Consider the following 21060-nt stretch of genomic DNA (forward strand, 5'->3'; position numbering starts at 1 on the left):
GCTTATCCACACCCCAAGTATTTGTTAATTCTAAAATTAGATCATTTATCAGCATTTTTTATGCAATTTTATCCTCAGCAAAGTACCCTAAAATAGCATCGAGTCGTAGAACAAATTCTGTACTTGGCTGCCAATAATAATAACCCTGCTCAGCTTCGCCATTCATACCACGCAAATAAAGATAAGTCGCCCCACCTAAATGTTGCTCAATATCATAATTCTGCATTTTGACTTTTAAATAACGATGTAGCGCAACCAAATATAAGCCTGCTTGCAACCAATAACTGGCTAAAGACATACTTTGAGCAATACTTTCTACACTGTAATCGACAAGGTTTTCACCTAAATAGTTACTCTTATAGTCAGCAATGTGATAACGCTGCCCATCAAAATAAACCAAGTCTATCGAACCATTTAAATAGCGTGCGGAACGAGCCTCTAATAACTCAGGCATTTCCATACCATATTCAGCAAACAACTGCTGAATACGTTTCATGGCTAACACACGATCTGACAGTGCCAAATAAAAAGGACACTCTGATAAATAGTGCTCTGGCTGTAACTGATTTAAGCGAAAGCCTTGATATAACGGCGTGCTTAGAATCTCTTGCAACCATTCGGCCACAGCGTGATAAAGTGAATATTCCGCTTCTTGTTCTTCGGGAAAGCTTTCTTGGTATTTGATTAATAAATCTTGCCACAAACTACTGTAGTCATTTTTAAAACGACGGCGTATTTCACTTACCCACTCATCTGAACATTGAAAATCAATATGTTCAAAAATTTCATGTAAGAAATTACCTGCGAGTGTGCCTCTCGGAAAATTGCTTTTGATCCAGCTAATCGGCTGTGCTGTGGCCGCCTCAACAGAAATAACCTGATCGAGTTCATCTTCGGCTAAAACAGCTTCATGGCTCTGGCTCGCGAGTAAATCTGTACCTACTTTATGTCTTAAATGCTGTGCGAGATAACTAAAACTGGTTTTACCTCTTGAATAAAAGCGCTGATCAGGAAAATGCTGTGCCTGTATCTCAATAATATTGATGTGCTGATTTAAATGCATGGCAGCAGGTGGTTGCTCCAAAATTATTTCATCGGTACAACAACGGTGCTGGAAAGGTTCAGTTCTATTTTTCCAAAATGCCAAACCTGAAACAGACTTGCCATCCGTATCTTGTAAGAGCGCATAAACACGATGACTTGCCCGAGTTAAAGCCACGTACCATAGACGGTTTTGTTCCGCCAAAGCCCGTTCTTCATGCTGCTTCAGCTCGGTTTCGTTTAAATATGTTTTATCGGCAATCGCAACAACACGTTGTGTTAGAGTTTGAGCCGACTCCGGAACCGTTATATCTTGGGTCGAGAAGTTAAGTGTCTTGTTATTTTCCCGAAATGGCTTGTCGGCCCCGAGCAAAAAGACAATTTTAAACTCAAGACCTTTTGACTGGTGAATAGTCATGAGCTGCACACCAGCTTCACTCGACAACCTACGCTCTAACTCCCATTCACGATCAAGCGGTGACTGTAGTTGCTTGAGATACCAATGATAGAGATTTTGCGCACCCTGATATTTCTCGCTATGTTGGCTCAAAATTTCGGTCAAATGACGTAAGTTCACCACAACTCGCTCATTATCTTTACTCTGGACAGCAACCAGATTTTTCCAAATATCAAATTGGTTTAAACATTGCTGCCATGCTACTAAAAAGCCCTGAGCTGACCAAAGCTCACGAATAGCATCAAAACCCGTCATAAACTGGCTTAAACCTTCGGCCGTTTGTTCGAGTTGCAACAGCTGTTTAAGGTCCATAGCAAATAAACGGCTAATCAAAGCTCGTTTCACTTTGGCCTCATCGTAAGGATGGAGTATCGCTGTGAGTAAGGCCCCAACATCCTGAGCAATTGTGCAATCAAAAACACTTCGTTTTGATGGCCGGTTAACTCGTATTCCTAAACGTTCTAATTCAAATTGAACTTTATCAAGACCATCATGATTACGCGACAAGACCGCAATATCATCTTCATTTAAGGTTTGAGTCTGGGCATCTTTTTGAAAATAAAGTTGTCCAGCATGTGACTGATTGAGTAAATCACGTATTTTCCACGCAACTTGCTGTGCCTCCGTTTCCTTGTCTTTTAGCATGAGCCAACGTAAAGGATGCGGATTAGGCTGGTTTTGATCGATTAAAACCGGGTGAGGTCGAGTCCCTGCCCGAATCGGGTCATATTGAACCTGTTCACCAAAGTCGATTTGCCTTTGAAATAAGGCATCAACCACTTCAACCAAGTCAGCGACTGAACGGTGGTTATGAATTAACTTATATTCGCGACCATGCTTTGCCTGAATATCTTTGTAGGCATTTAAAAAGGTGAGCATATCCCCACCACGGAAACCGTAAATTGCCTGCTTACGGTCACCCACCATAATCATGCAACCTTTTTGGTAACGTTCTGGATGACGCCAAATGCTGGCGAGCATGTCATCTTGGTCTTGGTTGGTGTCTTGAAACTCATCAACCAAGATTAAGGGGTATCGAGCCTGCACAAATACGGCGAAACGTTGCCCTTGCTCGCCCTTTAAAGCTTCTGACAAAGTGCGAATTTGCTGAGAAAAAGTCGTCTCGCCCTTGTTTTGTAAAACCTGTGGTAAACGTTTTTTAACCTCTACACACAAATAAGCTTTTAAATAAATATGAAGCTGATCGAACTGTTCAGCGTAGTTTTTCAGCACACCAAATAACTGCTGAATCTGCTGAATACAAGGATGCTGATAAAATCCATCCGAAATTTCGGCGGGACATTTCTTGAAAACTTTCTGATCGGCAAGTTGGCCTAAAAACTTAAAAATGAGTTCGCGTTGTACCGCTAAAGACCCATCAAAAACTAAAATACTGTCGCTTTGCTTTAAAACCTGTAATAACTGTGGCACACATTCACTAAATAACTTATTAAATGCGCCATTACGAAATATTGTGCCGCTTACATGTTTATAGTGTTCGCCATCAAACAAGTAATACGGTTCTAGAAGACTGATATCAATTTCTGCTGCCAACTGTTTGAGCTGAGCAAGCTGTTCAAACTGAATGGTAGGCTTTTCGGGAAGTTTAAAATGAGCCGAACTAAAATTCAGTGAGTCTTCGACCAGTTTGACAAAACTGTCGACACTTTTTAACTCACCTGCCAGATACAATGCATCAATTACAGTTTGAGGCTGAGACTGTATCCATTCACGTAAAACATCATGAATCAGTTGTCGGCTATAGGTTTTGGCATCATCGGTAATTTGAGCACGTTCAATTTTGCCACTTTCAAAGGCAAACTCACGTAATAGTTTTTGGCTAAAGCTATCGAGTGTTCCGACAAATAGCTCATCTAGCTGATCGATAACGAGCTTTAAACGCTCACAGGCATAGGCAATACGTGTCGCAAAATGCTTGAGAACATGTTGGAGTAATAAGTCAGATTCTTGCTCGGCCTGCAAAAGAATTTCTTTTTCAGTCAAGCTCCGCTTGGCATCTAAGTAACGGTAGATTTCGACCAAACGCGCACGAATTCGGCTTTTTAACTCGGCAGCGGCAGCACGGGTGAATGTTGTTGCAATGACTTGGCCCGGTAAATATTTCTCAAGAAAAATACGGACCATTAAACTCGACAGTGTATAGGTTTTTCCAGTACCCGCCGAAGCCTCAATTAAATGCAGTCCACTAAATTCAATATCAATAATAGGTTGATAAGACACCTGTACTCTTGAGTTCATGTCTTACTCCGAATGTTGAAATTGAAAAACCGGATGATACAGGTCATAGGCAAACTCATCACAAGCATGTTGAAGTAATGTTTGTGCATCTTGTTCTTGCAAAATGAAACGCCAGTCTTGATGTAACTTGCACGCTTCATTTTGTGTCATATCGATAGAAGTAAATGACCCTGTTTCATTCCAGTATTTTAACAGCTCCGCATAGCTCTTCTCATCGAGTTTTATTTTTTCTGTCGGATTTGTTGTTTCCCACTGATATGCCTTAGCTTTTTCAAGTGGCTTTAATAATAAAGCTGCTGGTAACACGAGTGGCTGCTGTTGAGCATAACGCCAGATTTTAAACCACGGCTGTAAATACTGCCGAGCTTGTTCCGAACTAATACCTTTACAGATGACGGTTTGGTCACTAAAAACCACAATACGGCGTCTTTCAGTTCCTGCACTTCCTTCATTTAAATAGGCCAACCAAAGCAGGTACTCTAACCAGACTTTTGCACGTCTTTTTGCGCGAGCACTTGATGCTTCCATACTGACCCAATCCTGAGTTTCAGATTTTGGCACCGTAATATTCATATGTAGCTGTTTAGCAATTCGCCACACACGCTGAGTCGTTTGTGTCACAGCTGGCGCGTAATGATGAAGGCGCTCAAGCAAACATTCCTGCTCAAAAATGCCCTGTTGCCATGCGCTGTATTGAACTTTGCCTACAGGCAACTGATCAAGTAGAGCTTCTGGCTGTGCCTGCTGTTCATTTTGTTGTAAAAAATGTCGAATGGTATAGCGGCCCAAACCATCTAAAAGCAGAGGTTCATTCTGATCTAGCTCCCCAACACTTCCCAAGTTTTCTACGCCTAAAGTTTTTAAATATAGGCGTGCGGGGAAAGTCACATCTTGTATCCACTGATGACTGTCTAAAACCAACATGTCAGGTATTTCTAAAGGATAAGATATATTTGCCCAAGGCTTAAGAACACCGGAAGCTTGCTGAATTTGCATCGCCACGTTAAACCAGTGATCTTGGTAGCGAATATAACTTTTCTCGGCCATAAAACCCTTCGGGTCAAACGGCTGTAAATAATGTAAATGATAGAGCTGTTTTAATTGAGACGGAATTTCAATGCCTTCAATCACTTCTCGATCGGGGGCATTTGGTTCCAGTTTTACAATAAGCGCAAGATGCTCACGGAACTCTTGAAGAATACTAGAAGGATCTCTCACCTCACCGTCATTAACATCAAAACCGTTATAAAACAGCCATAAGTTTTCTTGGGCTAAAAGCAAGGCGTCTAAGAAAGCGCCTTGATCATCCTCAAGACGGGAACGGTCACCTAGTTGTTGACGTAATGCATCCATCAAATCAAATGGCACGTGGGTATCACGGTTTGGAAACTGCCCTGCATCAACGTTCAACATCACAATTAAGCGATAAGGTAAGGGACGAATTTGTCCAATCTGGGCAAAGGTAATCTGTCCGGTCGGTTCAGCTTGGGCGGTCTGATTTTCTAAAGTTCGCTGAATCTCATCCAGAATATAAGGCAAAGGCAAGGTGATTTTACGTAAGGCGCCTGTTTCTGTCTCGGCATAGTAGCTTGCAAGCGTTAACATACGCTCTTGTTTTTTTACAATTTCTCGCGCAGTTTTTAAAGCGGCCACACCGGCCTGCTCAAACTCGATAATATCTTGCGAGAGTATTTGCAGCCAGTATTCCACCGTATGACTTTTTTTCTGCTCATGCATAATGAGCCAGTCACGGCGTTCATTTAAATCTTGATAAATCTGAATGAGCGTACCAATAAGCTCAAAATCGCCTGGTTGAACCTTAGCGTAACTCAGCACCTGATTAAATGTAGCATGTTCAGGAATTGCTATGCCGAGTGCTAACCGCTCTAAAGCAAATTTAAAGCTATATCGATAATCATCATCGCCGTCACATAAGCTACGTTTCAGATGCTCTGCATCAAGCCCACGTTTAAACCCTGCATCGGCAAGTAAGTTTAAAATTCGCTCTACTTGAGCATATTCAAGTGCATAACGCTGTTGAGTCGCGTGTAAACCAAGCCAGTCAGCAAACTCATCAAAGCTAAATCGTCCTTGCATAAGGTGAATACGCCCAATCACGGCACGCCATGCATTAAGTGCATCGAGTGAGGCAATTCCTGCTATTTTGACAGGCAAATGCACGCCTTGCTCAGTCGCTGTAGCAGGGAAAACACTTCGTATTAAAGGTTCTACCTCAGCCAAATTAGGAACTAAAACCAAAATATCATTTGGACGACGTGGCTGTTCATACGGTTTCGCCAACCAGCCAATCAATTGTTCTTTCAATACTTCAAGTTGCCGTAGTGTCGAGTGGCAAACATGAATTTGGATTGAATCATCATTAGGGGCAAGTTCATATTGCTTGGCTTGGGGTTCCACCAAGTGCAAAATATCTGACTGAACTTTACCAAGTAAACTTTCAGGAAAATCATCTACAAAGGCATCCACCCACTTACCTTCCTCACCTGTAGACAAGTTTGAGAGTAATGAGAAGTGGTCGCGGGCTTGTTTCCCTAATCTGGTTAAAAGGGGATGTCTTGACTCACGCGCCTCAGCATTAAAGTTAAGCGTAAATTTATTAAAGAAATCGGCAATTTCCGCATCGGTCGCTTGGGGATTCTTTGCTATAAAACGCTCTTTTACCCCTAAGTCATAGCGCTGTTTCCAGAGTGGGTCGACACTATCGGCCCAATATTCTTGCGAAGGGTTATAGTGCAAAATCAACACATCAATGTATTGCCCTAAACGGCGCAAAAACTGAAGCTGGCTAGGCGGTAAGTCTAGCAAAGTAAAAATGACTATTTGCTCCGGCAAACGAGACAGTGCCTTCTTCTGGCGCTCAGGATGCTCTAACTCTTGCCAAAACAACTCATCAATTTGCTGCATTTGCATAAAATCATCATGAAAATGCTGCTGCCATAACCAGCGCTGCCAACGCTCTAACTCTTGTGTTTGCTGTAAAGTAAAAGCAGAAATTTCTTTATCTTTCTGCGCAATATACTTTTCGATATCCAGCGCTCGACCTTGTCCCCACGCTGCTAACCAGTTATTTGGACAAGTACAGGTATTTTCACAACCACGCTGGCACTGTCCCCGATAGACCATGTAGTTACTAAATAAATCGGCAACCTGCTCGGCAACCCAATACAACATTTTTTGTTTTTTTAGCTGCTTTTCAATCCCTTGTTCAAGCCGATCTGCGCTGTCATAAATACGTTGAACAATAGAATGTAGTGGATGAGAGCTATCTATACTCATTTCATCAGGCTGAATAAATTCTTGTAAGGCTTGATGTACACGCCATTTAAAAATCAAGCGTGGAATATTGGCCTTACGAACCTGTTCCTTATGCGCCGTGAGGACCTGTTGATAGGCATACCACTGAAACCCGCGCACACGTTGGTGGAACTGGTAGTTGGCGCTCATTCCTTGTTGTTCTGCAAGTTTTTGTATCAGCCATTGCTCGATGGCAGGACTTGGCACAATAAAATGCTGGGCTTTCAAAACCTGTAAAGGATGCGTTGAAGGTTGGGACGTAGACGCTAGTACGCCCTGCAACAACACATCAATACGTTGACTTTGAATAACATGGATGCCCATTTATTTCATATCCTACTCGCATAATTTATGCACAAAATCATAAACATTCATTACTATACAACTGAATCTGACTATGTCACGTTGGTTTAAACACAGCATAATCTCATTTTAGGTGTCACTTACCTTATGTTGGCAAGACACCTTTAAGGAACACATTACAGGTAAAACATTATGAAAATTGATAACATTCCTGACTATATTGATCCTAGCCTAAATCTGGAACAAATTCGCGATGAGTGCCACGATCTCATTCAAAAAAGAGCTTACGTCTCTGCTGGTGCAGCAATTGTACCCATTCCTTTTTTTGACGTGGTAGTAGATTTGGGAATTTTGTCACAGCTTATTCCCGATATTAATTCCCGTTTTGGTTTAGCGCCTGAACATGTCAGCGTCTATGATCCAAAAACAAAAACCATTCATTGGGATGAATTGCGTAAACGTGGCTTTCAATTTTCAGGTTTTGTGGTCGCGCGTACAACCGTTAAAAAAACCTTTAACGGTTTCTTTGGCAAAATCGTAACGAAACAAGTGACGAAATTTATTCCGTTAGGCGGACAAATTGTTGCAGCAAGTTTAGGTTATTTTATGATGAAAAAAATAGCCCAAACTCACTTAAATGACAGCTACAATCTTGCTAAACGTATCCAACAAAAAGGACGCAACTCAACAGTACTTGAGCATTAATATAGTCCTATCATAATTTTAAGGCACATGACTGTGCCTTATTTTTTACTTTTAAAATTTACACAATAAAACAAAAGATATATTAAAAACTTTAATCTTCACTTATTTTTTTAAGTTTTACTAAAGTTTAAAAGTCTATTATTCAGTTTACAATGCCAAATGAAATACGGAGAGCCATTGTGGAATATGGACAATCAACATCCCGTTTACGTGCCATTTTTAATGTGACCAGTGGCAACTTCCTAGAACAATATGACTTTTTTCTCTTCGGTCTATATGCAAAAGCCATAGGTGAAACTTTTTTCCATTCTGATAGCAGCTATGCCGCGCTAATGAAAACTTTTTTGGTATTTGCCGTTAGTTTTTTAATGCGTCCAATTGGTGCACTCGTCTTAGGTCCATATGTCGATCGTATTGGACGCCGGAAAGGATTGATGGTCACCTTAAGTATTATGGCAATTGGCTCATTGTTAATTGCACTAACACCAGGATATGCCACTATCGGCTTTGCAGCCACTGTCTTAATATTTGTTGGCCGTTTAGCCCAAGGTTTCTCAGCTGGCGTTGAGTTAGGTGGTGTTTCGGTTTACTTATCTGAAATTGCGGAACCACATAACCGTGGTTTTATTACCAGTTGGCAATCTGCCAGCCAACAAGTTGCTGTAATTTTTGCTGCTACATTAGGCTATTTAGTCAGTCTAGCCTTTACAAAAGCTCAAGTTGATGCTTGGGCTTGGCGTATTCCATTTTTTGTCGGCTGTGCAATTATTCCGTTTATATTCTGGTTACGTAAATCCTTAGCCGAAACTGAAGCTTTTTCATCTCGAAAAGAGGATCCAACTACTAGACAAATTATGTCAACGCTTGCAGCGAATTGGAAAATTGTAGTTGTTGGAATGTGTATGGTTGCAACAACCACAACCATGTTCTATTTCATTACAGTTTATACCCCAACTTATGGAAAAGAAGTCCTACACTTAACAAGCACAGAAAGCTTATTTGCAACAGTGATGGTGGGAGCAAGTAATTTTATTTTATTACCTATAGGTGGTTATTTATCAGATAAAATTGGCCGAAAGCCATTATTAATCACCACAACCATTTTAATTTTTGTAAGTGCTTATCCTTTATTAAGTTGGCTAACTCAAAACATTAGTTTGGCACACATGTTACTTTCACTACTATGGCTATCTCTGCTCTATAGTTTCTATAACGGCGCATTGGTTGTTTCCCTAACTGAAATGATGCCAAGCTCCGTAAGAATTGCTGGTTTTTCTGTAGCGTATAGTCTTGCCACTTCTATATTTGGTGGGTTAACACCTATGATTGCCACATATCTTGTACAAGAATCTGGCAGCAAAAGTATGCCTGCTTTCTGGTTAATGTTTGCCGCAATCATCAGTTTGATTGCAACGCTTATTGTATTTCGCAATCGACAAACTCTTGCTACAAAATCCTCTTCAATTGAGGATCAATTTGTACAACCAACAGTTCAATAATATTCAAACAGTTAAAGGAGACGTTAGTCTGCCTTTAACTGTTTTAAAATCGCTCTTAACACTTCTAAACGCGCAGTATATTTATCATCAGTGGCAACAATATGCCAAGGAGCATATTCGGTACTGGTTCGTTCAAACATATCTGCTGCTGCTTTTAAATAATCATCCCATTTGTCACGATTACGCCAGTCTTCTGCGGTAATTTTAAAGCGTTTATGCGGTGTCTCTTCTCTGGCTTTAAAACGTTGTTCTTGCTCATCTTTACTAATCGCTAGCCAAATTTTTACCACAATCGTTTGGCTATCAAATAAATCTTTTTCAAAGCGATTAATTTCGTCGTACGCCCTTTGCCATTCCAAAGGTGACGCAAAACCTTCAACACGTTCTACTAGCACTCGGCCATACCAAGTACGGTCAAAAATCGTAATTTTTTCGGCTTCATTAATGCGGTTCCAAAAACGCCACAAATAAGGATGCCTTGCTTCGAAACGTTCAGGTGCTCCAATACAATGAATATCATATTCACGTGGGTCTAAGTTTTTCACAATTCGCTTAATGGCACCCCCTTTGCCCGAAGCATCCATTCCTTCAAAAGCAATCACAAAATTACGTTTATCAAAACGCATGGTATCGGCAATTTTTTTGCTGAGTTTATCGAGCTCTTTTTTGTACTCAGCTTTATCAAGCTGTTCTTGAGCAGGTTTTAATAAACTCTCGGGAATCTTGGCCTGCTGCCATTTCCCTTTGACTTCACTTTCATGTTCAGGTAGCTGACGCATATGTTGTAAAAGATACTGAGCAAAAAATTGATCGCGCTGTTTTTCATCTTCCCCATCAATAATGTACCAATCGTCAGTGAAGCGGCGGCGTAACTTTTGCAAAGTGTCATATTGTTTTTTATTACGCCAGTCTAGGCCGTGGAGTTTATGCCAATGTTGTTCAGAAGGGTCTATTTTATCTAAACGTTTTTGCAATGATTTCCAAGAAAGATCAAACCAAACTTTAATCACATCGACATAATTATTTTTTAAGTCTTGTTCAAATGAACGCATATTTTCCACATATGCATCAAAACGGGCCTCATCCAAAGGCTCTGACACATGCGTCGCGGTAACCAACAAGTCGCTATACCAATTGCCAAACATCACCACAATTTGGCCTTCAGTCGGAATAAACTCTGAATATGACTGCCAAAAAGCTTCTGTATCTGTCAGCACACGCGATGCATCTGCTTTTACCCTTAAATATCTCGGATCTAACCATTCTCGAAGCTGTTTAACAGCCTCACCTTTTCCGGCCAGTTCGATACCACTCATTAAAATGAGCGTACTTTTAGCATTTTTTTTACCGCGACTATCTTTTAAAGCATATTGTGCTTCAATCAAGTCGACCGAAAGCTGTTCTTCGTCTCGAATTTCAAATTTTGGTTGTTGTTCACTCATAGTCCACTGCTCTAATCTTTTATTGTTTAATTTCGTTGTTATTTAACTTATGCGCTTAGATGATGAATTGCTATACAAATTATGTCATTGCAGCAAAATTCTGTCTAAAAATTGACGCATAAATCATTTTTTTTACATCTACTCGCCATAGTAGAAGGTTACAATGCCTTTTATGATTTTTTGCAAATAGCCCAATATTAGAGCCTTAAATGTCTAAACTCGCTGCTTTTGATGATCTTTTACAACAATATAAAACATTTAATTATCACGATAATCCAGTGCTTGCCCAGCGTTTGCAAGATGTACAAACATGGTTAAAAGAGCGGATGAAAGAAACGCATCACGACTTTTTTAATCTGCCAGAGCACAAGCTCATGTCAGAGTATTTTTTAAACCGTTTATATGGTGGCCCAGAGTTTGATGCGCTTGCTGCACAAATTGAACGATTATTGAAATATGCCCATAAAGCAGAAAAAGTCCTACCTGAAAACGCAATTAAAACAGGAACAAAGTCGGTAAGTTTGGCTGTACTTGCCACGCAACTTGATGAACAAGTGGCTATGCAGCTTCTTGAAGACTACCCAGCAGATACAGTACTCACTGATGAGATCATGCGTTTAACCTTAATCAAGCTTGATCAGGCCGAAGCCCGTTACCAACAGCTTGCCCTTCTTGATGACTTAGGGATAGCACTCGATAAATACATGCGTTCATTTATGATGTTCACTGCTTTTAAAATGTGTAAAGGTATTGCACAAAAATATCACTTCGAATTGATGTATGATTTTATTCAAGATGGTTTTACCGCAATGAAACCATTAAAATCAGCAGAGGCTTTTATTAAGACTTTTACGGAAAAAGAACGTCAGATTGTTGAAAAAGTACATTCAGGACATCCGAATCCGTTTAGAGTGTGATAAGGTCGGCACATAGAAAAAACTCAACCTCGCGAAGTTGAGATTTTATTCATTATATTTGCATGATGATGCCTGTAAAAATAGACAAAATCTGTCATCATGCAGAACTTATTCCGTTTCACTTGAGTTTGAGTCTAGGAGAGACAATATGTCTAACGAAAACCAAAAGCCAACATCTCCAACTGAGCAGGCACAAAGTTCAGACAAAGTTAGCCCATTCCTAAGCTCACCTTTACCGCAAGGTACCCCTCAAGGGCAACAACAAACTTTACAGCAAACCTTAACAGATACGCCTGCTAGCGGTTCTGTACCAAAATATAATTTACCACGTGGTGCAGGCAACACTGGCAACGTTGGTGAAACAACTCACTTTGGTTATTCAACAGTTCGAACCGAAGATAAAGCTCAAAAAGTTGCTGAAGTTTTTCACTCGGTTGCAAGCAAATATGACCTTATGAATGACTTGATGTCATTTGGTATTCACCGTTTATGGAAACGCTTTGCAATTAACATGTCTGGTGTTCGCCGTGGTCAACACGTGTTAGACATTGCTGGTGGTACAGGCGACTTAGCAAAAGTATTTAGCCGTGAAGTTGGTCCTCAAGGTCATGTGGTACTTTCAGACATTAACGAATCTATGCTGAATGTTGGCCGTGACCGTCTGATTGATGCAGGCTGTACCAATGTCGATTTCGTACTTGCCAATGCTGAAACTTTAGAACCTTTTGCAGATAACAGCTTTGACCTTGTTACCATTAGCTTTGGTCTACGCAACGTAACGGATAAAGATGCTGCGCTTGCTTCTATGTTCCGTGTACTTAAACCAGGTGGTCGTTTACTGATTCTTGAGTTTTCTAAACCAGTATTTGAGCCTTTTTCAAAACTTTATGATCTCTACTCGTTCACCGCTTTACCGATTATGGGTAAATTAGTTGCCAATGACTCAGAAAGTTATAAGTATTTGGCTGAATCAATTCGTATGCATCCAGACCAACGCACCTTAAAAGGCATGATGGAAAATGCTGGCTTCCAGAACTGTGACTATCACAACCTGACTGGCGGTATTGTTGCTGTTCACCGCGGTTTCAAACTGTAAGGGATAGCGATATGTGGTCGATTCTAGCACTCGGTGCAGTCGAACGTATCATTCATCATCTGATCGATCTGGATGCATTAACCCGCATTCAGCTCAATCAGTTACAGGGCAAAATGTTGCGTGTTGTCATCGATAGCCCGCAGCTTTCTGTCGATGTATTCTTTGACCAAGAAAAAGTACGTCTTGAACCTACTGCAACTGGGCACAGCGAAAAACCTTCTATTTTTGAACAACGCCCTTTTGATCCGCAATTTAAAATTTCTGAAGCAACAGCTACTTTACATGTCAAAGATGTTGTTGAACTCATCAAACTATTGGTGAGCGATCCCGACCAGATTGGTAATATCCCGCTACAAGGTGACTATCATCTATTACAGGATATTCAAAAAATTATGCAGCAGGCTGAACCTGATTTAGCTGCGCATTTATCAAAATGGGTTGGTCCTCAACTCGCTCATGAAATTGGCAAGATTCAACTTGCACCCAAGCATCTAAAACGCTCTCTTCAAAGCCATCTATTTTTCGCTGAAGATGCTTTAAAAGAAGACAGTGGTTTATTTGCCCCACGTTGGGAAATGGACGATTTAAATCAAGCTACGCGTAAGCTTAATCAAGATATTGACCGTCTAGAAGCTAAATTACAGCAGCTCAATGCACAACTACAACCCACTCAAGACTAGGTAAGACCGTATATGATTCCGCACGTTTCACGTTTACTCGAACTTTGGCGTATTGCAGCGCACTATAGACTCGATACGTTGTTCCCTGCGGATGAACTACCAGTTAAAGCTAAACATGCATTAAATATTATTAAAATGCATCCGGCAGCATGGTCGAGTCGTGAGCGCAAGAATCCTTTAAAGCTTAAAGAAGCTTTAGAAGACATGGGACCACTTGCAATTAAGCTTGGGCAGTTACTGTCAACTCGACGCGACATAATTCCACCTGAAATACTCGCTCAATTGGTTTTACTTCAAGATCAGGTGAAACCTTTTGATAGCAATGTTGCCAAACAACGTATTCAAGACTCTTTAAAAGCAGACGTAAATACACTATTTGCTCGCTTTGATGACCAACCCCTTGCTGCTGCCTCAATTGCACAAGTTCATACAGCAGCACTACATGATGGCCGAGAAGTTGTTGTAAAAGTCACTCGTCCAGATATTCGTAGCCAGATTTTACAAGACTTTGAAATTTTGGCATGGCTAGGGAATACACTAGAAAGCCGCCTTGAAGCTGCTCGTGCATTACATTTATCTGAAATTATTCAAGACTACCGCCAGATCATTTTAAATGAGCTGGACTTGAGTATTGAGGCAGATAACACTCGTCGTATGCGCCATTACTTTACTGGCTCAACCATGATGTATGTGCCAGAAGTCTACATGGACACCAAAGATGTTATGGTGGCTGAACGTATTACTGGTGTGCCTATTTCAGACACCGCAACCTTTGACCGTTTAGGCATGGACCGCGCACAACTTGCAGAAAAAGGCTTAACGATTTTCTTTACGCAAGTATTCCGCGATAACTTTTTCCATGCCGACATGCACCCCGGCAATGTCTTTGTAGAAACCATCAACCCAAGCAATCCACGCTTTATTGCACTGGATTGTGCGATCATGGGTGAGCTCTCTAAGCACGACCAGATGACGGTTGCCCGCATGTTGCTTGCCGTAATGAATAGCAACTTTATGCAGCTTATTCAAATTGTGCATCAAGCTGGCTGGATTCCACCGGGTACCGATCAAGATGCTTTAGCACGTGAGATGCGCCGTACTGTTGGGCCAATGGTGTCTAAACCAATGGATCAACTTGATTTTGCGGGTATCTTAATTCAAGTGATGGATATTGCCCGTCGCTTCCATTTAGAAATCCCGCCACAGCTCATGCTACTACTCAAAACTCTGGTGCATGTAGAAGGCCTAGGTACGGACCTTTATCCGCAGCTCGACATATGGAAATTGGCAAAACCTATTTTGACAGAATGGGTTAAGTCCAACATGAACCCAGTCAAAAATGTAAAAGAACTTGGCCAGCAATTACCTGACCTGCTTTTAGGCGCTCAAGATTTCCCAAGCTTAATTATTGATAGCTTAAATGGTTTAAAGAACCAATCTGCTTGGCAGGACCGTCAGTTACGTGAAATTCAGCAACTTCGTTTGCAAATGGAACATCAACAGCGTCGTAGCTGGATGTTTGGCAGTACTATGCTGATTTTACTAACCATTGCCATTATTAGCCCTTGGTTTGTTTCCATTATTTTAATTGTGCTGAGTAGTTTACTAGCGCTTTGGCGTGTGTTGAAATAACTTCCAAGTCCCTTGCCCTCGCAAGGGATTTTTTTATGCCTAAACTTTAATTTAAAAAAATATAGATCGTTTATTCGTTCATTGCTAAATTGAAGCTGTAAATGCTTGAAAAGAACAAACAATGAAAACACCTCATTTTGCCATTGTTGGTGCAGGTACAGCAGGTTTAGCCACCGCAATTTTGCTTGCCCGTGAAGGCAACCACGTTACTATTTTTGAACAAGTTGATGAGTTATCGCCAGTAGGTGCTGGGTTATTACTACAACCCGCGGGCTTAGCTGTATTTCAACATTTAGGTGTACTCGACAAAGCCTTAACCTTAGGTGCGAGAGTCACAGGCCTAGAAGGGCAACTTCCGGACAAGCGTCTTTTAGTTAACAGTCACTATCACGAAGCATCAGCAGATCTTTATGGTTTAGGTATACCCCGAGCCACTTTGTGTCACGTTCTCACTCAAAAACTTAACGAGTATTCAAGCCAGATTACTTGGTATATGAACCATTCTGTTGAAAGATTTGAAGAACATAACGATGAAGTTCGGATATTCGGCAGTCATCAAAACCAAAAGTTTGATGCTTGTTTTGATGGCCTACTCATTGCCAATGGTGCTCGTAGTCAATTACGCCCTAAAGCATGGGTAAAAGTCGACCAAGCCTACCCTTGGGGTGCGGCATGGAGTATCGTACCTGAGTGCCAAGTTCTCGATTCTGAAATTCTGCATCAATTTTATGATCGCTCGAAAATTATGATGGGAATTCTTCCTACAGGAGCGATTCCAACCGAACCTCAACAGCGCCTTTCAAGCATTTTTTGGAGCTTACCTACTCCACAATTACAAAACTTTTTGCAAGATGAACAAGCTAAACAAGCTTGGTTAAAGCAAGTCTCTGAGCGTTGGCCCAATGTTGCAGAATGGCTCAAAGAAATTTTGTATAACAGTCAAACTCAGCCCAAATGGTTATCTGCCAACTACCGTGATGTCGTCATGACTCAATTTGGTCAAGGTCGAATTGGGGTAATTGGAGATGCAGCTCATGCAATGAGTCCTCAGTTAGGACAAGGCGCAAATATGGCATTATTAGATGCTTGGGCTTTTTCTCAATCATTGCGGCAAGCTCAAAAGAACCAAAATATTAATTGGTCCCTGCTCTGGCAGCATTATCACCAGCTTCGCCGTTCATCCACCCAGTTTTATCAATTTCTTAGTCGCCTGTTAACGCCACTATATCAATCTGACCATTGGTGGGCGGGAAGTTTAAGAGATCTAGTTTTCCCTTGGATGTATCAAATTCCTTATTTTCGAAAAGAAATGGCCATCACAATTTCAGGTTTAAAGACAGGGCCATTCCAACATTTTGAATATGACCAAATAGCTCAATTACCTAAAGAAAGCAGTGCGTTTCATTTAAAAAATGAATCCTTGTCTGACTATTAACCCATCCAAATCATAGTGAATAGCATATGAAAATCAGCCATCTTGATCATCTTGTTTTAACTGTTGCCAGTATTGAGAATACATGTAATTTCTATCAAACCGCGCTGGGGTTTAAAGTCATTACCTTTAAAGGTGATAGAAAGGCTCTACAGTTTGGAAATCAAAAAATAAATTTACACCAGCAAGGTAACGAGTTTGAACCTAAGGCATTACAGCCAACTCCCGGATCTGCCGACCTGTGTTTTATTTCAGATACTCCCATTTCAGAAGTGGTTGCACACCTTAATCAGTTAAATATTCAAATTGAAGAAGGCCCCGTTGAACGTACTGGTGCAATGCACCCTATCCTTTCAGTTTATATTCGCGATCCAGATCAAAATTTGATTGAGATTTCAAATATTATAACGACTCAGCCACCTAAATAGGCTCTTCATAAGTAAGAAGTGCAAGCTATTCATTACGTTGACAAAGACAAAAAGAACAAAGAATTTTTCCGCAAAGTGGCGTTGATGCCGTACACTATACAAGCTATTTTTTAGCATCTGACAGAAATCAATTTATAGTTCATATTTCTTTGGTGATTCCTCATGAATAACACGCAATGGCTCGATGAAGTAAAATTTAACGAACAAGGTCTTATCCCTGCCATTGCTCAACATCATCAAACCGGACGTATTTTGATGGTAGCGTGGATGAACCGTGAAGCACTTGCGCTCACAGCAGAAAAAAATCAGGCTGTATACTTCTCTCGCTCTCGCCAAAAACTCTGGCACAAGGGTGAAGAATCAGGCCATTTTCAAACAGTTTATGAAATTCGTTTGGACTGCGATGGTGATGTAATCGTATTACAAGTTGAGCAACACGGCGGTATAGCATGCCATACAGGTCGTGAGTCTTGTTTCTACCGTAAACTTACTCCACAGGGCTGGGAAATTGTCGATGCACAATTAAAAGACCCTACCGCAATTTATGGTGACAAAGCTAAAACTGAAAGCCACGATCACGCTCACACCACTGAACAAGTGGATGTACTCGCTCACTTAGGGCAATTGATGCAAGAGCGTAAGCAAGCAGAAGCAGACACTTCATATGTTGCAAGCCTCTACAAAAAAGGCATTAATAAAATCTTAGAAAAAGTTGGCGAAGAAAGCGTAGAAACTATTATTGCTGCAAAAGACTACGCTGCTCAAAATACAGAAAGCAATTTAAATGACTTGATTTATGAAACTGCCGATTTGTGGTTCCATAGCATTGTCATGTTGGGTTATTTCGATCTTAATCCACAGCTTATTATTGACGAATTAGCTCGTCGTCAGGGTTTATCTGGTTTAGTTGAAAAAGCTAACCGCAATAAGGTTTAAAATCACTCAGTGTCGAATATCGAAAAACCTAAAGCCACCTATGAGCAAGCAATTGCCATAGATAACGCACGTCTTGGGCAATCATTTAAAGTGATTGCCTATGCGGGTACAGGTAAAACTACTACCTTACAAATGATTAGTGATGCCATGCCTGAACGGCGTGGAATGTATTTGGCATTTAACAAAGCCATTGCAGGCGAAGCTCAGAACAAATTTCATCGCAATGTAGATTGCCGTACTTTTCACTCACTCGCGTTTCGTAGTGTGCCACGTGGTGTGACTGATAAATTACGCTTACCTCGCTTAAGTCCAAGTTTTATTGCCAAAGAATATCGACTAGAACCGATTACCTTACGACGCATGATGGGTGGACGTTATGAAAAATACGTCTTAATGCCAAGTCGATTAGCGAGTCTTGTTGCCAATGCGGTGAGCTATTTCTGTTCGACCAGTTCTCAATATCCAGCGCCTCGACATATTCAGGCGCCAAACTGGTTACATCCAGACGATATTACTGAGCTACAGACCCACCTTTACCCTGCTGTTGAACGCCGCTGGCTTGAGTCCATCGACCCAAACCATCAAGCGGGAATTGGTCATGATATTTATCTCAAGCTTTGGGCATTGTCTGAACCTAACATTCCGGCAGATTATGTCTTATTTGATGAAGCCCAAGATGCTGACCCTTTAATGTTGGGTATTTTGCTACGTCAAAAAAGTACGCAGGTTATTTATGTAGGTGATGCTCATCAGCAAATCTACGCGTGGCGTGGTGCAGTAAATGCCATGCAACAACTGCCTTTGCCTGAGTCTCGCCTCACCACTTCTTTTCGTTTTGGAGAGGCAATTGCCGATGTTGCCAATGCGTTATTAGGTGGCTTAAATGAGACAGTTCCTTTACTTGGTAATCCGAACCAAAAATCAAGCGTAGTCAATAAGCCTCATACCAAAATGCGTGATGCGATTTTATGTCGTACTAATGCTCGCGCAATGGAGCTGTTATTGGCAGGCTTAGTTCACGGCGATAAAGTGAGTTTGCAAGCTGACCATCAAAAGCTAAACCGTTTTGTAGATGCTGCAAGCCTCTTGAAGCAAGGAAAACGAGTTACTGACGTCCCCGAGTTAGCATGGTTTAACTCATGGCATGATGTTCATGAATACTGTGAAACCAATGAGGGAAGTGATATTAAACCATTGGTTAAACTGGTGGATGATCACGGTACCGACCCACTGAAAAAAGCACTTGCAAAGATTACCCCACTTGAGCAAGCTGACTATGTCATCTCGACTGCCCATAAAGCAAAAGGACTAGAGTGGAATCGTGTCCATATTGAAGATGATTATCAATTTAAAATTAATGGCTTAGAACACAAGATTACAGATGAGGAATTAAGATTACTTTACGTGGCCTGTACTCGTGCTAAAGTAAGTCTAAACATCCATCATCTTTATGATCTGATACAACAATTAAAAGTAAGGGCGCCTTTAAGTCTTCGTAAGTCGGTTGGTTGAAGCGCTCATAATTAGGTGAGCCTATGAGACTTCAATCCATCCAATTTAAACATGTTGCTCTGTTTCATGACCTAAAGATCCAGTTTCAATATGATAAGCAACCGATTACTTTAATTTTAGGTGAGCAGGCAACCGGTAAAAGTATGCTACTTAAGCATATTTATCATGCTTTAACGTGGTTTCCTGCGCGTCTTAAAGATGTCCGCACTCCGGGTGTTGTCATGCCCGATCAAGACATTACTCATTCTCGTTTACAATCTAAAATAGAAGTGAGTATCCATATTCCTTCAGAGTTCGGGCAATTACCTGAAACTACATCTGCACAGCAAACCGACACATCCGTTTGTAGTTGGAAACTATTTAAGACCTTAAATGCAACTGGTGTGGGTATTAGTCAAGTTGAAACTCAGCAGCTCGATCAAACTGTTACGCTTTATCATCAAGTCACCAGAAAAGACCCGCTTCAAGGGCTTCCTCTACTTGCCTATTACCCATCTGAACGATTTGTTAACGATATAAATTTACTCAATAAAAACCTTCCAGGTATTACTCAGTCTATTTCTGCTTATGAAATTAGTTTAATCCCGTTTACAACTTTTACTCGCTTTTTTGAATGGTTACGTGAAATTAGCGATATTGAAAATGCGCAAGCAGCGCAGGTTGTACAACGAATTATTTCAAAACAATCTAATCCACAAAATCAGGAAGAACTTTTACATCAGCTTCAAATCGAATTGGCAGGGCAACCTAAACAGCTTCCTTCACCAAATCTATATGCGCTTAAATCAGCGTTAAAGATTATATTTCCAGAACTTGAAGACCTTTACCTACAATATCATCCACGGCTTCAACTCATGGTACATTACAAAGGTGAAGCTTTAGCATTTCAACAACTTTCCAATACCACAAAAACATGGATCGCACTCGTAGGGGATGTTGTACGCAGACTTTGTTTGCTCAACCCACTCAGCTTAGATCCTTGCCTTGAAGGCGAAGGAATTTTATTAATTGACCAGATCGATTCACAACTAGATGCTCAACATTGTTCAGAAATTTTAAATCGACTTCATCAAGCATTTCCGCGTTTACAAATTATAGTGACTGGGAGCCGTGAAGAATTACTTGAGCATGCGACTGCTTATCAATGTTTTAAATTAGAACATGGCAAAGTAGGTCAACTTGATTTAAATACGACTCAGCAGCAGCTCGAACACCTTTATACCCTCTTGCATCGAGATGAAGCTTTAGCACCACATATAGATACTTTGCCACCTGATACTGAACCTACAACAGCCCAGATCGACAATTTGTACCAACAAATTCAAAACTTAAATGAACAACAAAAAAATGAATTATTACGTATGATTCATGCAGGAGATACTTCGGAAGAAACCTCATCTCTGTAG

14 protein-coding genes are annotated in these 21060 nt (G+C 40.8%); 11 read left to right on the forward strand and 3 right to left on the reverse strand.

Annotated elements, in window-relative coordinates:
- Positions 1-58: 58 nt before the first annotated feature.
- Together J671_RS07585 and J671_RS07590 are read right to left on the reverse strand one after the other, a co-directional pair.
- Positions 59-3757: a UvrD-helicase domain-containing protein gene (locus tag J671_RS07585; protein WP_031981871.1), complete on the reverse strand. Its 3699-nt coding sequence runs from the start codon at positions 3755-3757 to the stop codon at positions 59-61.
- A 3-nt stretch (positions 3758-3760) separates the two neighbouring features.
- A complete protein-coding gene (locus J671_RS07590; protein ID WP_031981872.1) occupies positions 3761-7396 on the reverse strand; it encodes an exodeoxyribonuclease V subunit gamma in 3636 nt (1211 codons plus the stop codon).
- A 171-nt stretch (positions 7397-7567) separates the two neighbouring features.
- On the opposite strand from J671_RS07590, the gene J671_RS07595 reads away from it, so the two are divergent.
- Both J671_RS07595 and J671_RS07600 read left to right on the forward strand, forming a co-directional pair.
- Positions 7568-8080, forward strand: coding sequence for a hypothetical protein (locus J671_RS07595; protein WP_004710796.1), 513 nt, complete (start codon positions 7568-7570; stop codon positions 8078-8080).
- A gap of 179 nt (positions 8081-8259) precedes the next feature.
- Positions 8260-9579, forward strand: a complete 1320-nt coding sequence (locus tag J671_RS07600; protein WP_031981874.1) for an MFS transporter — start codon at positions 8260-8262, stop codon at positions 9577-9579.
- A gap of 23 nt (positions 9580-9602) precedes the next feature.
- Here the strand turns inward: J671_RS07600 and J671_RS07605 are convergent, their stop codons facing one another.
- Entirely contained in the window at positions 9603-11021 is a 1419-nt protein-coding gene (locus tag J671_RS07605) for a phosphate--AMP phosphotransferase (RefSeq protein WP_031981875.1), read from the reverse strand.
- Between the two features lie 209 nt (positions 11022-11230).
- Between J671_RS07605 and J671_RS07610 the strand changes: the two genes are divergently transcribed.
- From J671_RS07610 to J671_RS07650, 9 genes are all read left to right on the forward strand, one after another.
- On the forward strand, positions 11231-11938 hold the full coding sequence (locus J671_RS07610; RefSeq protein ID WP_002157018.1) for an FFLEELY motif protein: 708 nt from the start codon (positions 11231-11233) through the stop codon (positions 11936-11938).
- Between the two features lie 148 nt (positions 11939-12086).
- Positions 12087-13034 (forward strand): bifunctional demethylmenaquinone methyltransferase/2-methoxy-6-polyprenyl-1,4-benzoquinol methylase UbiE, encoded by a 948-nt coding sequence (gene ubiE, locus J671_RS07615; protein ID WP_031981876.1) that lies wholly within the window; start codon positions 12087-12089, stop codon positions 13032-13034.
- 11 nt (positions 13035-13045) lie between these two features.
- Positions 13046-13714 carry a ubiquinone biosynthesis accessory factor UbiJ gene (locus tag J671_RS07620; protein ID WP_016803966.1) on the forward strand — a complete coding sequence of 223 codons (669 nt, stop codon included), beginning with the start codon at positions 13046-13048 and terminating at the stop codon, positions 13712-13714.
- A 12-nt stretch (positions 13715-13726) separates the two neighbouring features.
- On the forward strand, positions 13727-15346 hold the full coding sequence (locus J671_RS07625) for an ABC1 kinase family protein (RefSeq protein ID WP_031981879.1): 1620 nt from the start codon (positions 13727-13729) through the stop codon (positions 15344-15346).
- Between the two features lie 121 nt (positions 15347-15467).
- The gene (locus J671_RS07630; RefSeq protein WP_031981880.1) at positions 15468-16781 is read left to right on the forward strand and encodes an FAD-dependent oxidoreductase; all 1314 of its coding nucleotides are present in this window, start codon (positions 15468-15470) and stop codon (positions 16779-16781) included.
- A gap of 26 nt (positions 16782-16807) precedes the next feature.
- The gene (locus J671_RS07635; protein WP_031981881.1) at positions 16808-17206 is read left to right on the forward strand and encodes a VOC family protein; all 399 of its coding nucleotides are present in this window, start codon (positions 16808-16810) and stop codon (positions 17204-17206) included.
- A 162-nt stretch (positions 17207-17368) separates the two neighbouring features.
- Positions 17369-18142, forward strand: coding sequence for a bifunctional phosphoribosyl-AMP cyclohydrolase/phosphoribosyl-ATP diphosphatase HisIE (hisIE, locus tag J671_RS07640; protein ID WP_004710809.1), 774 nt, complete (start codon positions 17369-17371; stop codon positions 18140-18142).
- 9 nt (positions 18143-18151) lie between these two features.
- Positions 18152-19654, forward strand: coding sequence for a UvrD-helicase domain-containing protein (locus J671_RS07645; RefSeq protein ID WP_002156955.1), 1503 nt, complete (start codon positions 18152-18154; stop codon positions 19652-19654).
- Between the two features lie 23 nt (positions 19655-19677).
- Positions 19678-21060 carry an AAA family ATPase gene (locus J671_RS07650; RefSeq protein ID WP_006580954.1) on the forward strand — a complete coding sequence of 461 codons (1383 nt, stop codon included), beginning with the start codon at positions 19678-19680 and terminating at the stop codon, positions 21058-21060.

It is taken from the genome of Acinetobacter sp. 1130196 (genome assembly GCF_000588095.1).
Taxonomy (GTDB): domain Bacteria; phylum Pseudomonadota; class Gammaproteobacteria; order Pseudomonadales; family Moraxellaceae; genus Acinetobacter; species Acinetobacter nosocomialis.